The following is an 18,687-nucleotide window of genomic DNA, read 5'->3' as shown; positions in this document are numbered from 1 at the left end:
GGACGGCTGTTCCCAGTGCTTCCCGGTGCGGTCGTCAAGTACCGTTACTGCGCGTGTCAAGAACGTGTTGACGACCTGGGTGACCAGGCCGAGAGCCTTGGTGTCCCCGCTGGCTGCGGCCCAGTCCAGCTTCGGTTACTCGAAGTGCAATGTGGGGTACGTCGGTTGCGACGCACCTCCGACCTGTCCATGACCTGGGTTGTCGTCAGCGTCCCGTCAGCCGTAGAACGAGCAAGCCGTCCGGCTCGAGGTCGATTCGTGAACCGAAGCGCCGACTGACCCGGTCCAGCATGGAGCACAGCCACCGGGAGTCTTCACCCGAAGCGTTCCGGAGGCGCATCCGCCGGGCCTGCAGCGGCGCCATCTTCGCCTCGACCAGCTGCCCGGAATTTCGGTCCAAGGAAACGAGGAACAGCAGTCGCAGGTCATCGCGGAACTCCTCGTAACCGGTAATGCCTTCGTAGTCGTCGATGAAGTCCCCGCAGCCGTACAGGATCAGCTTGCCCTCATACACTTCGACGGGACGGGGATGGTGCGAGGAATGCCCGTGCACCACGTCGACACCTCCGTCGACGAGTGCATGCGCGAAGCTGACCTGATCGTCAGCTATGTCGTAGCCCCAGTTGGATCCCCAGTGAACCGACACGACCGCGACGTCGCCGGCGCGCTTCACCACCTGGACCCGAGCGGCAACATCGGCCGCGGCAGACTGCGACGGCTCGGCCAGAAAATCGATCCCGGGCCGTCGTTCCGACGCGGCCCAGGCCTCCGGAATGCCGCTGGACGCCATACCGACCGACAAGATCACAGCTCGCCCCGCACCGTCGAGCGGCACGATCGCGGGTCGGCGGGCATCGTGCACGTTCCTGCCCGCACCCACCGCCCGGAGCCCCGCACCGGCCAGCGTCCGAAGAGTTTCCTCCAGCCCTGGGTATCCGAAGTCCAGAACGTGGTTGTTCGCCAGAACGCAGACGTCGGGCCTGGCCGCGCTCAGGCAAGGAACGTTCGGCGGGCTGATCCGATAGTGCACCGCCTTGCGTGGTGCGAAAGCGTCACTTTTCGTGATGCTCGTCTCCACGTTCACCACCCGCACGCTCGGCTCGAAACCGTCGAGCAGGTCCAGCGCGTCTCCCCACGGCCAGCAGAAGTCGACCGGGCGAGCGATCGGACCGTTCGCCTCTTCTGCCAATCCGACGTATGTCCGGGCATCTCGCACGAAGGCCTCCCGCAGCGTCGCGTCACCGGGGTGCGGAAGGATCTGGTCGACGCCACGACCGAGCATCACGTCACCGCACAGTGACAAGCGCGCAGTCGGTGCACTCACGTCACCACGCTAGCCGCGTCCGGTCGATCGGATCCGACGCCGCCGGTGTGGCTCACTCCGTACCAACCGGCCCATCGCCCGCCGAACAGAGAGGACCAATGATCCAAAAGTCTCATTGCCCCCTCTGCCGAAGGTGTATTACTTCCGTCATGGCGTAGCCGAACGGGGGGCGGTATGGAGTCACAACACCGGCAGTCAGGCACCTCGAGCCCGACAACGCCGCCGCCCTCCCCCATCTCCCTGCCCCAGGGCGGGGGTGCGATCCGCGGCATCGGCGAGAAGTTCGGCGCCGACCCGGTCACGGGCTCGGGCAGCCTGACCATCCCGGTTCCGACCAGCCAGGGACGTGCCGGCTTCGGGCCCCACCTCGTCCTCGGGTACGACTCAGGCGCGGGCAACGGACCGTTCGGGTTCGGCTGGCGGATGCCGGTCGCCACCATCAGTCGCAAGACCGAGCAGGGCCTGCCGCAGTATCGCGACGCGGAGGAGTCCGACGTCTTCCTGCTCTCCGGGAGCGAGGACCTGGTGCCCATGACGGGCGCGGACGGTGAACCCGTCGTCGACACCGTGAGCGTCCCCGGTTTCTCCGTCGCGCGCTACCGCCCGCGGATCGAGTCCGACTACGCCCGCATCGAACGCTGGACCTCGACCGCGGACGGTGACGTGCACTGGCGCACGCTGTCGGCAGAGAACGTGCTCGCGGTGTACGGCCGCACCGCCGAGGCCCGTATCGCCGATCCCGCGGACGCCCGCCGCGTCCACTCGTGGCTCTTGAGCGAGACTCGCGACGACCGCGGCAACGCCGTGCTCTACAGGTACAAGCAGGAGGACGCCGAGGGCGTCGACGTCCACGCCCCACACGAAACGGGCCGAACCCACGCCCAGCGCGTCGCCAACCGCTACCTCAAGGACGTCCGCTACGGCAACCGTGTGCCGCTGCTCGACGCCGAGGGGCGCCGCCCGGTCGACCTGACTCCGGTCCAGGTGGAGGAAGCTGACTTCCTCCTCCAGGTCGTCCTCGACTACGGCGAACACTCCGCCACCGCGCCCACACCCGACGATCAGGGCGACTGGTTGTGCCGGAACGACCCCTTCTCCACGTACCGCCCCGGCTTCGAGGTTCGCACCTACCGTCTCTGTCAGCGCGTGCTGATGTTCCACCACTTCCCCGAGCCGGGGGTGGGGCCGGACACGCTGGTCCGCTCGCTCGACCTGTCGTACCGCAGCAACCGCGGCGCACCCGACGACGTTCGCCTCGGCGCGCCGCTGGGGGCCTTCGTCGACAAACTCACCCAGCGCGGGTACGTCCGTGCCGGCGCCGGCTACACCGGCGCCGAGTACCCGGCGCTCGAGCTCACCTACAGCGAGGCGGTGCTCGGCACGACCGTCCGCGAACTCGACGAGGAGAGCCGCGCCAACCTGCCGACGGGCGTCGACGACCTGCTGCACCGGTGGGCCGACCTCGACGGCGACGGGCTTGCCGGTGTGCTCACCGAGCAGGCCGGCGGCTGGTACTACAAGCCCAACCTCGGCGGCGGACAGCTCGGCCCGCTGCAGCCCCTCGCCACTCAGCCCAGCCAGGCGTCGCTGCACTCGGGCCGGCAGCAACTGCTCGACGTCACGGGTGAAGGACGGCTCGACCTCGTGCAGCTCGCGGGGGAACCCGCCGGCTACACCGCACGCACCGCCGACCGCGACTGGCGGAACTTCGTGCCGTTCCACTCGCTGCCGACCATCGACTGGACCGACCCTCGGCTGCTCCAGATCGACCTCACGGGCGACGGCCGGGCCGACCTCCTGCTCACCGACGACAACATCTTCACCTGGTACCCCTCGCTCGGCGCGGAGGGATACGGCGCCGCGCAGCGCACCCTGCAGCGCTTCGAGGACGAACGCAGCCCGCGGCTTGTCAGCGCCGACCGCGAGCAGGTCGTCTCGCTCGCCGACATGAGCGGCGACGGTCTGATGGACGTGATCCGGGTGCGTGACGGCGAGGTGTGCTACTGGCCGAACCTGGGATACGGCCGCTTCGGGGCGCGGATCGTCATGGACGCCGCCCCGCGGTTCGGAGGGCAGTTCGACCCGCGCCGGCTCCGCCTCGCCGATGTCGACGGCTCCGGATGCGTCGACCTGATCTACCTCGACGGCTCGGGCGTGCGGCTGTGGTCGAACGAGGCGGGCAACGGTTGGAGCGCCCCGCAGTGGCTGCCCGACCTGCCGCACCTGGACGACCGGTGCACGGTGCAGGTCGTCGACCTGCTCGGCACCGGCACCGCCTGCCTGGTCTGGTCGTCGCCCGCTGCCGTCGACGCCCCGAGCCCGATCCGCTACGTCGAGCTGATGCGCGACGGCAAGCCGCACCTGCTGGTGGAGACGGTCAACAACCTCGGCGCCCGCACGAGGGTAGGCTACGCCCCGTCCACCAGGTTCCTCGTGGAAGACCGGCGGGCGGGCCACGACTGGGCGACACGCCTGCCGTTCCCGGTCCACGTCGTCGCCCGGACCGAGCAGGTGGACCTGGTCAGCCGCACCCGGTTCACCTCGAAGTACTCCTATGCGCACGGCTACTTCGACAGCGAGGAGCGCGAGTTCCGCGGCTTCGCGCGCGTCACCCAGCAGGACACCGAGGCGTTCGAGGACTACGTCGCCGGCACACTTCACGAGGACGCCGGTCAAGATCTCGCACCAGAGGTGTACCAGGCGCCGGTGACGACGCGCACGTGGTTCCACACCGGCGCCTACCTCGAGCGCGAGGCGATCCTGCATCAGCTGCGGGAGGAGTACTACGGCGGGGCGTCCGACACACCCGAACCACTGTTGCCGGCGGGAATGACCGAGGCGGAGACGCGCGAATGCCTGCGCGCGCTGCGCGGACGACCACTGCGGCAGGAGGTGTACAGCTACGACGGCTCGCCGGAGGAGGACGTCCCCTACAGCGTGGTCGAGTACGGCCACGAGGTGCGGCGGCTGCAACCGCGTACGAAGACGCCGACGGGCGCCGATCGGCACGGCGTGTTCGCGGCGCACCTGCGCGAGACGCTGACCCGGCACGTGGACCGCGACGCCACCGACGAGCGCGTCACGCACAAGCTCGAGCTGGAGGTCGGCCCCTACGGCAACGTGCTGCGCTCGGCGTCGGTGGTCTACGGCCGTACGACCGCGGACCCGGACCTGCCCGTCGAGGTCACCCGCGAGCAGCAGCGGCTCCGCATCCAGTACGGCGAGACCGACTACACGCCGGACGTCGACCGCGTCGGCCCCGTTCCCGCCTACCGGCTGCGGGCGCCCTACGAGACCCGCGGGTTCGAGGTCACCGGGATCGCCCCGGCGGCGACCCGGTTCACGGTCGACGAGCTCGACGCCAAGCTCGCTACCACCGCACCGATCGGCTACGAGGACACCGCCGGCGGGACCGACCCCGAGCGGCGCCTGCTGACCGCCGTGCGCACCCTCTTCCGCGACGACCAGCTCGATCCCCTCCCGCTCGGGCAACGCGACTCACTGGGCCTGGACCACGAGACCTACCGCCTCGCCTTCACTCCCGGCACGGTGACCGCCCAGTACGCGGGCGCCGTGAGCGACGACGACTTCACCGCTGCCGGCTACGTGCACCTCGGCGACGCCAACTGGTGGTTGCCCTCCGGGACGATGACCTACTCCGCGGATCCGGCCGCCCGCTTCTATCTCCCCACCGGCGCGCGCGACGCGCTCGGGCTCGAGACCGTCACGACCCTGGACGACTACGCCCTGCTGGTCACGCAGACCAGCGTGCCGTCCGCCCCCTGGCAGGTGGTGTCTGCGGTCAACGACTACCGGGTGCTCAGCGCCCAGGAGGTCACCGACCCGAACGGCAACCGCACCGCCGTCGCCTTCGACGCGCTCGGCTTCGTCGTGCGGTCGGCCGTGCTCGGCAAGGAAGCCGCGCCGTCCGGTGACACCCTCGACGAGCCCACCGCGCAGATGGACTACGAGCTCTTCCGCTGGCGGGACTCACAGCTGCCGAACCGTGCTCACGTACGCACCCGCGAGCAGCACGGTCCAGAGAATCCGCGCTGGCAGGAGAGCTACGTCTACTCCAACGGCAGTGGCGGCGTCGCGATGGCCAAGACGCAGGCACCGCCCGGGCCGGTCCGCCAGGTCGGGCCGGACAACACCCCGTTCGAGCCGGCCGCCTACGTCACGGCCGATCCCCGCTGGGTCGCCACCGGACGGACCGTGCTCAACAACAAGGGCAACCCGGTCAAGCAGTACGAGCCGTTCTTCAGCCCCACCGCCGACTACGAGAACGAAGAGGCGGCTCGGGCCATCGGGGTCACCGCGATCGCCTTCTACGACCCGGTGGGCCGCAACACCAGCACCCGTCATCCCGACGGCACCCTCTCCCGGACCGAGTTCGGGCCGTGGCGCCGGCGCGACTGGGACGCCGCGGACACCGTGCTGGACGCCGACTGGTACGCCGAGCGCGGCAGCCCCGACCCCACCGCCGCCGAACCGGCCGACCCGCAACGCCGGGCCGCCTGGCTGAGCGCGCAGCACGCCGGCACACCGTCGACCACCTACGTCGACAACCTCGGCCGGCCTGCCTACGCCGTCTCCGACCACGGCGGCGGAGTCACCACCTCGATGCGATCCGAGAGCGACCTGACCGGCCGCGTGTTCGCGGTGTACGACCAGCTGCAGCGCCGGATCTCCAGCGGCTTCGTCGGCATGCTCGGCCAGCCGGTCTACGTCGAGGACGCCGAGACCGGCTCGCGCTGGACGTTCGTCGACGTTCTCGGCGCGGTCGTCCGCGCCTGGGACGACACGGGCCGCACCTGGCGCACCGCGTACGACGCCCTGCACCGGCCGGTCGGCACGTACTTCACCGAGCCCGGCCGGGCCGAGGTGCAGTGCACGTTCCTCGTCTACGGCGACCGAGCGCCCGACGCCGCCCGGCACAACCTGCTCGGCGCCGCCCACCTGATCTTCGACGCCGGCGGCCTGACCCGGGTCGACGACCTCGACCTGCACGGCAACCCGTTGACCACGGACCGGTTGCTGCTCGCCGACGTCACGACCGACCCGGACTGGAAGGCCGCGGCGACGGCGGCGAACTATCCCGCGATCCTCACCGCAGCGGCGGCCGAGCTCGACCCGCAGGTGTGGACTGTCACCACGACCTACGACGCGCTGAGCCGTCCGCGGCTCGTCACGCTCCCCGACGGCACAAGGAGCCGGCCGACGTACGACGAGGCCAACTTCCTGGCGCGAATGGAGGTGCAGCCCGGCGGCACGGGCGCGTTCGGCGACGTTCTCGTCGCCCAGACCTACGACGCGAAGGGCCGGCGCCAGACCGCGACGTACGGCAACGACGTCGTACTCACCTACACCTACGACCCGGCCACCTTCCGGCTCACCGACCTGCTGGCCGCGAAGGCAGGCGCCCCCGTCACGCAGGCGCTGGCGCGTCTGCACTACACCTACGACGCGGTCGGCAACGTGGTGGAGGTCGCCGACGACGCCCAGCAGACCCACTTCTTCCGCAACGCGGTCGTCAGGCCCGACCGGCGCTACGCGTACGACGCGCTCTACCAACTGGTCCGCGCCAGTGGTCGTGAGCTGGCCGGCGGCGTGAACGACACGACCCGCGACGCCCGCGACCTGCCGATGACGCCTCAGTTGCCGTTCGAGAACGACGCCGCTGCGGTGCGCACCTGGACCGAGGAGTACGACTACGACCTGCTCGGGAACCTCACGGAGCTGCGCCACCGCTTCGCGACGCAGCCGGGCATCGGCAACGGCTGGACCCGCCGCTACCGGTACGCCTACCAGGAGGACGCCACCGACCGCACGAACCGGCTCGCGGCAACCAGCCTGCCTGCCGACCCGGCCGCGGGCCCGTACAGCGCCACGTACGACTACGACGGCGACGGCCACCTCACCCGGATGCCACACCTGGCGCACCTGACGTGGAACGCCTTCGACCGGCTGCGCGAGGTGGACCTCGGCACCGGGGGTACGGCGTACTACCAGTACGACTCCGGGGGCGCGCGGGTCCGCAAGACGATCGTCCGGCAGGACGGGACCCGGCAGGACTGGCTCTACCTGGGGCCGCTGGAGGTCTACCGCGAACGGACGGGTGCGGCGGCACCACATCTGGAACGTCACACCGTGAACCTGGCCGACGACGCCGGGCCGGTCGCCCAGTTCGACGTCAAGACGGTGGACTCCACGAACGCCGAGCCCGCCGTGCCGCTGAACGTGCCGCTGTTGCGCTACCGGTACACCGACGCGGTCGGGTCCTCCGTGCTGGAGACCGACGCCGACGGTGCGGTGCTGAGCTACCAGGAGTACGCGCCGTACGGCACGACGACCTTCCGCAACGCCAAGGTCGCCCCGGGCGTTCACCCCCAGCGGTACCGCTTCGCCGGTAACGAACGCGACGACGAGACCGGGCTGGACTGCATGGGAGCGCGGTACTACGCGCCGTGGCTCGGCCGGTGGACCGCGGCCGACCCGGCCGGGTTCGCCGACGGCCCCAACCGCTGGTCCTACTGCCGCAACAACCCGACGATGCTCGCGGACCCGACCGGCACCCAGTCCGCCGACCCCCACTCCGTCGTGCACGTCTCACCCGCGACCGCGCGGCTGCTCCGACCCGAGAACAAGGCCGAGGCCCAGGCCTATCTCGAACGCGTCTACACCTCGCGGCTGCGTGAGGAGTTCCGCGGGCAGCGCTTCGTCATCGACAGGATGCACCTGACCTCCCACGGCTGGATCATCGACGAGAGCCACCTGGAGCCGATCGCCCCGGCCGGTGACGGCTCCGGTCCGCCGGGCGTCACCGGCGGGGTCGACGGCAGCACGGGCGACCCGACGGCCCGGCCGGACGCCGTGCCGGCCGATGGCGGAAGCGCCTCCGGAACGCCGACGGATACCGCCACCACGGGCACCCAGCAGACCGACGGGGGTTCGACCACCGGCAGCTCGACGGGCACCCGCACCGAAGGCCCGCCCGGTGGATCGTCGACGGGCAGCGCCACCGGGACCGCGGGCGGTCGTGGTACCGAGTCGAACCCCGGCGGGGGCACGGGGACCGAAGGCACCGGCTCCGGCGGGGGCCCTCCGCGCGAGCGGACCTTCTGGGACCGCGGCGGCCGCGTGCTGCTGCTCGGCCTCGGCATCGTCGCGCTGGGCCTCCTCACCGTCGCCACCGGCGGCGGGGCGTTGGTGATGTTCGCCGCCGGGATGGCGATCGGTGCCGGCACGGTGGCGGCCGTCGGCGGAGCCGCCCTGCTCACCGCCTCCTACGCCGGCTACACCACCGCCGAGCAGGATGCCCGGTGGCAAGGTGCCCTGACCGACGCGGCGCTGGTCGCCAGCTCGCCCGGCAGCGCCATCGGTGGGGCGGTCGGCTACGCGGTCAACGGTCGCGAGGGCATGCGCACCGGCGCCATGATCGGCGGCCTGACCGAGGGCGTCATCTCGCTGGGCGTCGGCGGTGCGCGCGCGCTGATGCGGCCCGGCCCCGGCCTCAATCCGGCACCGGTCGGCGAGGTCGCGCTCGCCGAGTGGCGGCAGATGAGTGCCCTGCAGCGCAGTACCTACGAGCTGGGCCAGACCACGGTGCGCGCCAGGACCTGGGCCCAGATCGTCGCGCGCGGCATCGAAACCAATCCGATCGCCAAGGGTGAGTTCCTGCGAGCGACGTACGGCGGGCGCCTGGGGATCCTGTTCCGCGCCTGGGCTCCGTTCACACTCGTCAAGACCGTGAGCACCGGTGGCACACCGATGGCCGCCTACGCGGGGTCGTGGCTCGTGCACGGGTTCGGCCTCACCACCGCCACCGGGTTCAACTGGCTCACCAATCTGTTCAACGACTCGGCGACCTCCCAGGCGCGACTCGACGCCGCCGAAGCAAGTTCTCCGCCGCCGGACACCCTCGGCAGCACGTCCCCCACCAGTCCGGTCAACGACCACCTCGAAAGGTGATCCGATGCCACTCCTCAGCATTCCGGTTCGCGGCCGGATCACGGACGCACAGGGCCAATCCCTGCCCCGCGCCCTGGTGCGCACCTTCGCCGCCCTGCCGGAGCAGCCCGACCGCGCGGTCGCCGAGGCGACCACCAACGCGAGGGGTGTCTACGCGACGAAGTTCGCCCACGAGAGGGACCTGCTGCCGCTGGTCTACGTCGAGGTGCTGCTCGACGATCGACTGCTCGGACGGAGTCAGTCCGTGGCGATCGAGAACAGCGAGGTCCGCATCGATCTGCAGGTGGACGTCACGCCGTCGCCGGGCCCGGTGGAGCCGGAGCCGACCGACGGCCGACGACGGGTGTACGGAACGGTGCGCGACGAGTTCGGCGACCTCCTGCGCGAGGGCACGGTCACGGCTTTCGACCGCGACCTGCGCAACGAGCAGAAGCTCGGCTCGGCGAGGCTGCGCGACGGGCAGTACGAGATCTTCTACACCCAGGACCAGTTCGCGAAGGCCGACAAGGGCTGGGCCGACGTCGTCGTCAAGGTGTTCGGGGTCGACGGCGCGCTGCGGCACACGTCGGGCATCTCCTTCGACGCGCCCGAGGATCTGCGGCTCGACGTCACCCTGCAGGGCAGGGCCTACGTCGGGCCCTCGGAGTGGGAGGCGCTGAACACCGACCTGCTCCCGCTGCTCGACGACGTGCCTCCCACCGACCTGCGCGAGGACGACGACTTCCAGGACGTCTCCTTCCTCGCCACCGAGACCGGCACCGCCCGGCTCACCATCGCGGTGTGGTCGGCCTGCTACCGGCTTGCCGCGAAGGTCGCGCACGAGCAGGCGGGCCAGAACCGCGCGGACATCCCGGCCGAGGCGTTCTTCGCCTTCCTGCGTCAGGGACAGCCGTCGATCTTCTACGACGCCCTGCTGCCCGACATGCAACACCCCGACCGGCGAGCGCTGCTCGAGGAGAAGCTCGTACGCGGCATAGCTGCTCTCACCACGGACATCCAGAAGTCCCTGCTGACCGGAGCGATCGAACTCAACTACGTTCCTGCGCGCCTGGCGCCCGCGATCGACGGCGTCCTCGGCGCGCTGGAGGGCCTTCGGGTCGTCTACACCGCCGACGTCACCCTGGGCGGCGGCAAGGGAACCGTCGGGCAGATGCTGACGCTGACGCCGGAGATCGATCCGCGGCAGCGCACAGAGTTCCTCAGTGCCTTCGCCGCCCACTCGGGTCCCCTCGACACGTTCTGGAAGGAGATCGAGGAGAACCAGGTGCTTGCGCCCGACGTCGCCAAGCGGGTCAGGCAGACCTTCCGGGTGGGCGCACTCACCCGCAACCACGTCCCGCTGGTCGACGCGATGGTCAAGATGCTGGACTCCGGCGAGGTGAGCGGCCCGCGGGACTTCGCGAGGCTGGACGAGGCCGCCTGGCAGACGTTCCTGACGACACCCCGTGCCGACGGCACGGTCGTCGGCACGCCGGCGAACGTCGACGGCAACACCCCGGAGGAGCAAGCGGCGACGTTCAGCACGATCCTGTCCCAGCAGTTCGAGCGCGCCTACGCCACGACAGCCTTCAGCGCCAAGCTGCAGCGATCGGAGGCGCCTCCGATCGGGTCGAAGTCCGACATCGTCACGTTTCTGGACGCCAACCCCGGGTTCCAGCTCGACCGGTTCCGCATCGACCACTACCTGACCGAGCACCCCGAGTCGACCGCGGACATCGCCGATCCCGACGCCATGGTGGCGAGCCTGCAGCCCGTGCAGCGGTTGTTCAAGCTGACTCCGAAGTTCGAGTCGGTCACCGCCCTGATGCACAACAACCTGGACTCCGCGCAGGACATCTACTTCCTCGGTCAGGGCCAGCTGCTCACCGCGCTCAAGGGCAGCAGCATCAACAGCCTCGAGGCCAAGCAGCTGTACCGCAAGGCCGAGAACGCGTACGCCCTGAGCCTGGCGATGTTCGCCGACCTGAACGCGAACGTGATCGGCCTGCAGCCGTTCGGCGTGCCGAACTTCGTCCTGCCCTCACTCGACAAGGCCAAGGTCGAGGCTCTGCCCAGCCTGCGCACGCTCTTCGGAACGCTGGACTACTGCGAATGCGCGGACTGCCGCTCGGTCTACAGCCCGGCGGCGTACTTCGTCGATGCGATGCGCTTCCTCGGCGCCCGCGGCACTCAGGGCACCGGCATCCATGCCGGTAAGACGATTCAGGACGTCCTGCTCGAACGCCGCCCCGACCTCGGCGAGATCGAGCTGAGCTGCGAGAACACCACGACTCCGCTGCCCTACATCGACCTGGTCAACGAGGTGCTCGAGGACGCGATCGCCCCGCCCGCGCAGATCGTGCTGAACGCCGCGCTCGAGCCCGACCTGCTCGAAGGCCCCATCAGGCCCTCGGTACTGACCGGCCTGCGGGCCGCGTCCATCCCGATCGACGACAACGCGCGCGTGTACGCGCCGGACAGCCGTGGCGCCTGGGTCGTACGCGACGGCCAGCGGGCGTACACGATCACCAGGACCGGGCCGGACCTCACACTGCGCCGGACCAGGCAGACGTTCCTGTCCGCGGCCGAGCTGCGAGCCAATCCCGAGTACACGAACGACAGCGCCTACGACCTGCTGCGAACGCAGGTCTTCCCGCTGGATCTGCCGTTCGACCTGTGGCATCTGCAGAGCCGCACCTACCTCGACCGGCTCGGTGTTCCGCAGCCGCGGTTCTTCGAGCTGTTCCAGCAGCGCGCGAGCGACGACGTGACCCTCTCACCGACCGACCGGCAGATCGACGCGGCCTGGCTCGGCCTCACCGGGATCGAGCAGAGGATCCTCACGGGCACCCTCACCGGCAAGCAGTCGTGGGACTACTGGGGTCTCGCCGAGACGGGCAACGACGTTCCCAGTCCCGACAACCCGGCCGACACCACGGCCAACCTGACCGGCGGCTGGATCGACGTGCTCAGCCACGTGCCCGTGCTGCTCAACCGCGCGGCGATCAGCTACACCGAACTGCTGCAGCTGATCGACACCCGCTACGTCAATCCCGAGCGCAGCCTCGGCATCGAGACCACCGACACCAACACCAATTCCTGCGATCTGTCGACGTTCACCGTCACCAACCTCACGCAGGCGGTGCTCGACCGGGCGCACCGGTTCCTGCGGTTGTGGCGACAGATCCCGGACCTGACCATGTGGGAACTCGATCTCCTGCTGCCCGACGCCGACCCGGATCCCGGCACCATCGACAAGCAGATCACCGACGCCGCGCTGGGCGACCTGTCCCAGCTGACCCGGCTGCGCACCCGGACCGGGCTGGACTGGCGCGTGCTCGCCTCCTTCTACGCGAACATCGACACCGTCGTCGATCTCGACCACGGGCTAGAAGGCGCTCCCCCGGTGCAGACGCTGTACGCCCGCCTGTTCCGCAACCGGCTGGTCGACGCCGTCGCGCCGTTCCCCGCCGACCCGGCAGGGCTGACCGGCACCGTGGCCGACTTCGTGCCCGGCCTGCTGGCGGCGTTCCGGATCCGCGAGGAGGACCTGGCGCTCGTCCTGGCCGACCTCGGGCTCGCCCTCACCAGCCCGCTGACCCTCGAGGTACTGAGCAAGCTGCACCGGATCGTCGTGCTCGCCGGAGCCTGCGAGCTCAAGGTCGACGGGTTCCTGCGGCTGAAGCGGCTGTGGGGACAAGATCCCTTCGCCTCCCCCGCGGCCACGCGGGCATTTCTCGAACTCGCCGACACGGTAGGCGCGTCCGGCTTCACGGTGGTCGAGCTGGACTACCTGCTCGCCCACCGGTTCACGGCCAACTCCGGTGTCGCCCTGGAGGACAAGGCGATCGTGACCGTGCTGCAGGTCCTGCGCGACGGTCTGCAGCGCATCAGCGACGACGTGCGCCGCAAGGACGAGGAGACGGCGCAGGCCTACGTGACCAGCAAGATCGGCCTGGCGCCTGCGCTGCGCAAGGATGCCGACCAGACCGCGGCCCTGGCGCTCATCGACGGCACGTGGGTGGGCACGCCTGCAGCCCACGACGCGCTGATCGACACGCTGTTCGCGGGTCTGCTCGACCTGCCGACGGCGAAGGCCAAGCTCGCACCGCTCCCGGCAGGACTCTCCCCGGCCGACAAGCAGACCGCCGTCGACGCCCGCTTCGCCTACGTCGCTCCGGTCCTGGAGGGCATGCTGCTGCGGACCCAGACCGACGCCTACGTGCATCAGCAGGTGGCCGGCGCACTCGACGTCGACGTACCCAGCGCCACTGCCCTGCTCGACACACTGCACGTGCCGAGCGGCACGGTGTCGCTGCTGCGCACGCTCACCGACACGCGGCTGATCGAGCACCTGCCCGACGGAAGCTACCGCTACGCGTTGAAGGAGGCCGACTTCCCCGAGGCGTTCAAGGGCCTGCGGTTGCTCCACAAGGACACGTTGCTGATGGAGCGTCTCGGCATGACGGCGAGCGACGTGCTGTGGTGGCTCGCGCCCGGCCACGCCACCGGACTGGGCTGGCCGGAGCCGGGAAATCTGCCGATCGACACCACCACGTCCGTGCCGATCGCGAAGTGGGTCGCACTGGTGCGCTTCCTCGCGTGGCGGAAGAAGCTGCCGGTGTCCGACCTGACCGCACTGGAGTTCGCCGACGGCGTGCTCGATCCCGCTCACCCGTCCGCCGACGACCTGGCCGGCCTCGCCCGGTTGACCGCCGTCGACCCGGCCGATCTCACCGCGCTCGCGACCGCGTTCCACTGGCTCGACACCTCGGCCGCCTTCGACGTGGTCAAGGACCGGCTGCGCCGGCCGGACAATCTCGTGCGGCTGACCGACGCTGCGCAGGCGTTGCGCAAACTCGGCGTGCAGGCGACCCGGGCGCTGGACTGGGCGAAGCCGGAACCGACCCCGCTCATCGCCGAGGGCCTCAAGCAGGCGATGAAGGCGAAGTACGACCTGCCGCAGTGGCAGCAGGTGATCGGCCCGGTGCAGGACGTCTTCCGGGAGAAGAAGCGTGACGCGATGGTCAGCTACCTCGTCACCCACCCGGACCAGGCAGCCGGCCACGGCTGGGCGGACGCCAACGGGCTCTACAGCGCGTACCTCATCGACGTCGAGATGAACTCTCCGATGCTGACATCGCGCATCAAGCAGGCGGCGTCGTCGACGCAGCTGTTCGTGCAGCGCTGCCTGCTCAACCTGGAGAAGGACATCCTCGCCAAGACCGACCTCGACCCGAAGTGGAAGCAGTGGGCGTGGATGAAGCGGTACCGGGTGTGGGAGGCCAACCGCAAGGTCTTCCTCTACCCCGAGAACTGGATCGAGCCGGAGTTGCGGGACGAGAAGTCGCCGTTCTTCGTCGAGCTCGAACAGGAGCTGATGCAGCAGGACGTCACCCTGGAGACCGCCGAGGACGCGTACCGAAACTACCTCGAGAAACTGGACAAGGTAGCCAACCTCGAGATCCGCGCGATGTTCGACGAGCCGCTCTCCCAGGACGAGAACGTGCTGCACGTCTTCGGGCGCACCCGCAGCAGCACCGGCCCGGAGTACTTCTACCGCAGGCGGATCAACAACGCGCGGTGGACGGCGTGGGAGGCCGTTCCGCTCGACATCACCGGAAACCACCTGGTGGCCGCCGTGCACAACCACCGGCTGAGCCTGCTGTGGCCGCAGCTCCTGGAGAAGGCCATCGCGCCGAGCTCAGTGCCAACGCCGTCACAGAACTCCACCTCGACAGTGCAGGCGCCGTACAAGTACTGGGAGGTACGCCAGTTCTGGAGCGAACTCAAGAAGGGCAAGTGGACTCCGAAGGTTCTGTCGGACTCCTTCCACACCGTGCCGTTCTCCAGCGTGTCCGGCGTCGACGGCATCTCGTTCCGCACCCGGCTGGTGCCGTACGTCCAGGTGCGGATGTTCGGCAGCACCGGCAGCTACGCGCCGATCGGGGCGCAGGTGTTCGACAAGCTCGGGCGCCAGGTCACCGCGGGCACCGCCGGCGGCTACGAGCACCTGATCGCCGGTCCGGAGAGCTGGTACCGCGCCAACCTGCTGAGCCACAGGACGGCCAACCAGTACGTCTACTACGGCTCGGTCGAGGAGAGCGGAAAGCCGCACCAGCTCACGCCGAACGAGAACGCCGCCCCGATCCATCTGCTCGGCAAGGTCGCTCCTGACAACACCTTCACGGTCATCGACTCGCAGGCGGCCGCGTTTCCCGTCACGGGTAGCTTCTTCACCTGGGACCCGCGGCACACGTACTTCGTCGACTTCGTGTACCGCAAGGACTGGAGCTACTTCTCCGCTGCGTGGCACGAGCGGGTGACGTCATCGTTCCAGTACTTCGTCCACTACCACCCGTTCGTCGACCTCTTCACCAAGGAGCTCAACATCTGGGGCCTGGGTGGCGTGCTCAACCGCCGCATCCAGGTGGACCCGACGAGCATCCCGGGCAGCCCGGCGCCGTTCAACTTCGCCGACTACGTGCCCGACGACGCGAACGTTGCCGCGGACAGACCTGTCGAGAACGTCGACTTCTCCTACAAGGGCGCATACTCGCCGTACAACTGGGAGCTGTTCTTCCACGTGCCGTTCCTCATCGCCAACAAGCTGGCGAGCAACCAGCGCTTCGAGGAGGCTCTGCAGTGGTTCCACTACATCTTCGACCCCACCAGCACCGACACCGCCGCGGCCGACCCGGACACACCGCAGCAGAAGTTCTGGATCACCAAGCCGTTCTACGAGACCACCAAGGCCGACTACTACAAGCAGAAGATCGAGAACATGCTGCTGGCGATCGCCAAGGGTGACGCCGAGCTGAAGGCACAGGTCGACGAGTGGCGTGACCATCCGTTCAACCCGCATCTCATCGCGCGCATGCGCACGGTCGCGTACCAGAAGAACGTGCTGATCAAGTATCTCCAGATGCTCATCGCATGGGGCGACCAGCTGTTCGGGCAGGACACGATCGAGACCATCAACGAGGCCGCGCAGCTGTACGTTCTGGCCGACTCGATCCTCGGCCCGCGGCCCCGCGGCGTACCGCGGCGGAACGAGAACCCGATCAAGACCTTCTACCAGCTGAAGCAGGACGGCATCGACCCGTTCGGCAACGTGCTCAAGCAGGTCGAGAACCTGGCACCGACAGTGCCGTCGACGGGTGGGCTGGGCGAGGAGGCTCCGGAGCTGCCGCGGTTGGACGTCCTGTACTTCGGCATCCCGCACAACGACCAGCTGCTGACGTTGTGGGACACGGTCGCCGACCGCATGTACAAGATCCGCAACTCCCTCAACCTGCAGGGCGTCTTCCGGTCGCTGGCGTTGTTCGAGCCGCCGATCGACCCCGCCGCGCTGGTGCGGGCGGCCGCGGCCGGGCTCGACGTCGGCAGCGTCCTGGCCGACGTCAACGCGGCGATGCCGGTGTACCGGTTCCAGTACACCGTGCAGCGGGCAAAGGAGACCTGCGCGAAGGTCGAGGCCCTGGGCAACGCCCTGCTCGCCGCGTTGGAGAAGCGTGACGCCGAGGCGCTCGGGCTCCTCCGTTCGAGTCAGGAGCAGATCATGCTGGACCAGGTGCGGCTCGTCCGCACCCAGCAGGTGAGCGAGGCCGAGGCGACCAGGAGCGGGCTGGAGCTGGCGAAGGCAGTGGTCGAGGATCGGCGTGACCACTTCAAGAAGCTCATCGACGACGGCTGGAACGCCGGTGAGCAGGCCTGGCTCGGCCTGACAACCGCGGCGATGACGCTCGAGACGGCCGGCACGGTGCTGAACACACTCAGCGCGTCGATCAGCCTGGTGCCCGATGTCGACGCGGGTGCTGCCGGCTTCGGGGCTTCGCCGACCGTGAAGCTGAAGTTCGGCGGTAAGAACATCTCCAACTCGGCCGGCAAGGCGGCCGAGGTGCTCAAGGGGGTGGCGTCCGTGCTGTCGATGGGCGCCGGTATGGCGGCCACCGTCGGCAGCTTCGACCGGCGCTCGCAGGACTGGGAGCACCAGAAGTCGCAGGCGGAGAAGGAGATCGCGGAGTGTGAGAGGCAGATCGCGGCGGCCGAGATCCGGAGGCTCATCGCCGAGCAGGAGCTCGCCAACCACGACAGGCAGATCGAGCACGCCCAGGCCCAGGACGAGTTCCTGCACTCCAAGTTCACCAACAAGGAGCTGTACGACTGGGTGGTTGCGCAGCTGTCGACGGTGTACTTCCAGAGCTACCAGCTCGCGTACGACCTCGCGAAGCGCGCCGAGCGCTGCTTCCGCTACGAGCTGGGGCTCAGCGACTCCACCTACATCCGGTTCGGCTACTGGGACAGCCTGAGGAAGGGGCTGCTTTCGGGCGAGAAGCTTGCCTACGACCTGCAACGGCTGGAGACGGCGTACTCGGAGCAGAACCGGCGCGAGTACGAACTCACCAAACACGTCTCGATCGGCGCGCTGGATCCGGTCGCACTGATGAAGCTGCGCCGCAACGGCGAGTGCTTCGTCGACCTGCCCGAAGCGCTGTTCGACATGGACTACCCAGGACACTACTTCCGCCGCATCAAGTCGGTGGGGTTGTCGATCCCGGCGGTGGCCGGGCCGTACACCACGGTGGCGTGCACCCTGACGATGACCAGCAACTCGGTACGCAAGGACTCGACACTGCTGGGCGGCAAGTACCTCCGGGACACGGCCGCCCCCGACCCGCGATTCGTCGACGAACGTGCCGGCATCCAGTCGATCGCGACCAGCACGGGCCGCAACGACGCGGGCCTGTTCGAGCTGAACTTCCGCGACGAGCGCTACCTGCCGTTCGAGGGCGCGGGCGCGGTGAGTTCGTGGCACCTGAAGCTCAACGCGGACCTTCCGCAGTTCGACTACGACACGATCTCCGACGCGGTGCTGCACATCGGCTACACCGCACGCGAAGGCGGCGGAGCACTGCGGGCGAAGGCGGTCGAGGAGTTCAACAAGAAGCTCGACGCGCTGGCGCTCGCCGAGAGCCGGACCGGGCTGTTCCGGGTGCTCGACCTCAGACGTGAGTACCCTGACAAGTTCTACCGGTTCCTGCACCCGGCGAACCCCGCCGACGACCAGGCACTGATGCTCGACGACCTGGCCGAGCGCCTGCCGTACTTCACCCGAGCGTTCCCGACGAAGAAGGCCGTCAAGCTCGAAGTGGTCGCGCACATGAAGGACGACGCGACCTACAAGGCGCAGCTGTCCCCGTTGGGAACGACGCCCGCCGACGAGCTGACAGTGGCGCCGGACCCGACGTACATGGGACTGCACCGAGCCACGAAGGACCTGGCCGGCAGCGAGGTGCCGTTCGGGGCGTGGACGCTGAAGCTCAGGGCCGACGGGGCCACCGATTTCAGGTCGCTGGCACCGGACGCCGTCGACGAGTTGTTCCTCGTCGTCAACTACACGGTGGCCTGAC

The 18,687-nt window shown here is 69.1% G+C and carries 3 protein-coding genes; 2 read left to right on the top strand and 1 reads right to left on the bottom strand.

All coding sequences use genetic code 11. The features are described from left to right. Positions 1 to 205 precede the first annotated feature (205 nt). On the bottom strand, positions 206 to 1,324 hold the full coding sequence (locus tag BLU27_RS16460) for a CapA family protein (RefSeq protein ID WP_197681458.1): 1,119 nt from the start codon (positions 1,322 to 1,324) through the stop codon (positions 206 to 208). A 174-nt stretch (positions 1,325 to 1,498) separates the two neighbouring features. Here BLU27_RS16460 and BLU27_RS16455 point away from each other — a divergent pair, with 174 nt between their 5' ends. Together BLU27_RS16455 and BLU27_RS16450 are read left to right on the top strand one after the other, a co-directional pair. Then, positions 1,499 to 9,295, top strand: coding sequence for a SpvB/TcaC N-terminal domain-containing protein (locus BLU27_RS16455; RefSeq protein ID WP_092654576.1), 7,797 nt, complete (start codon positions 1,499 to 1,501; stop codon positions 9,293 to 9,295). A gap of 4 nt (positions 9,296 to 9,299) precedes the next feature. Beyond that, positions 9,300 to 18,686: a Tc toxin subunit A-related protein gene (locus BLU27_RS16450; RefSeq protein WP_092654575.1), complete on the top strand. Its 9,387-nt coding sequence runs from the start codon at positions 9,300 to 9,302 to the stop codon at positions 18,684 to 18,686. The last annotated feature ends 1 nt before the right edge of the window (position 18,687 follow it).

Origin of the sequence: Actinopolymorpha singaporensis (assembly GCF_900104745.1) — a bacterium.
Classification (GTDB): domain Bacteria; phylum Actinomycetota; class Actinomycetes; order Propionibacteriales; family Actinopolymorphaceae; genus Actinopolymorpha; species Actinopolymorpha singaporensis.
Note: the sequence above shows the minus strand (reverse complement) of the source record. Positions and strands in the feature narration are given on the sequence as shown.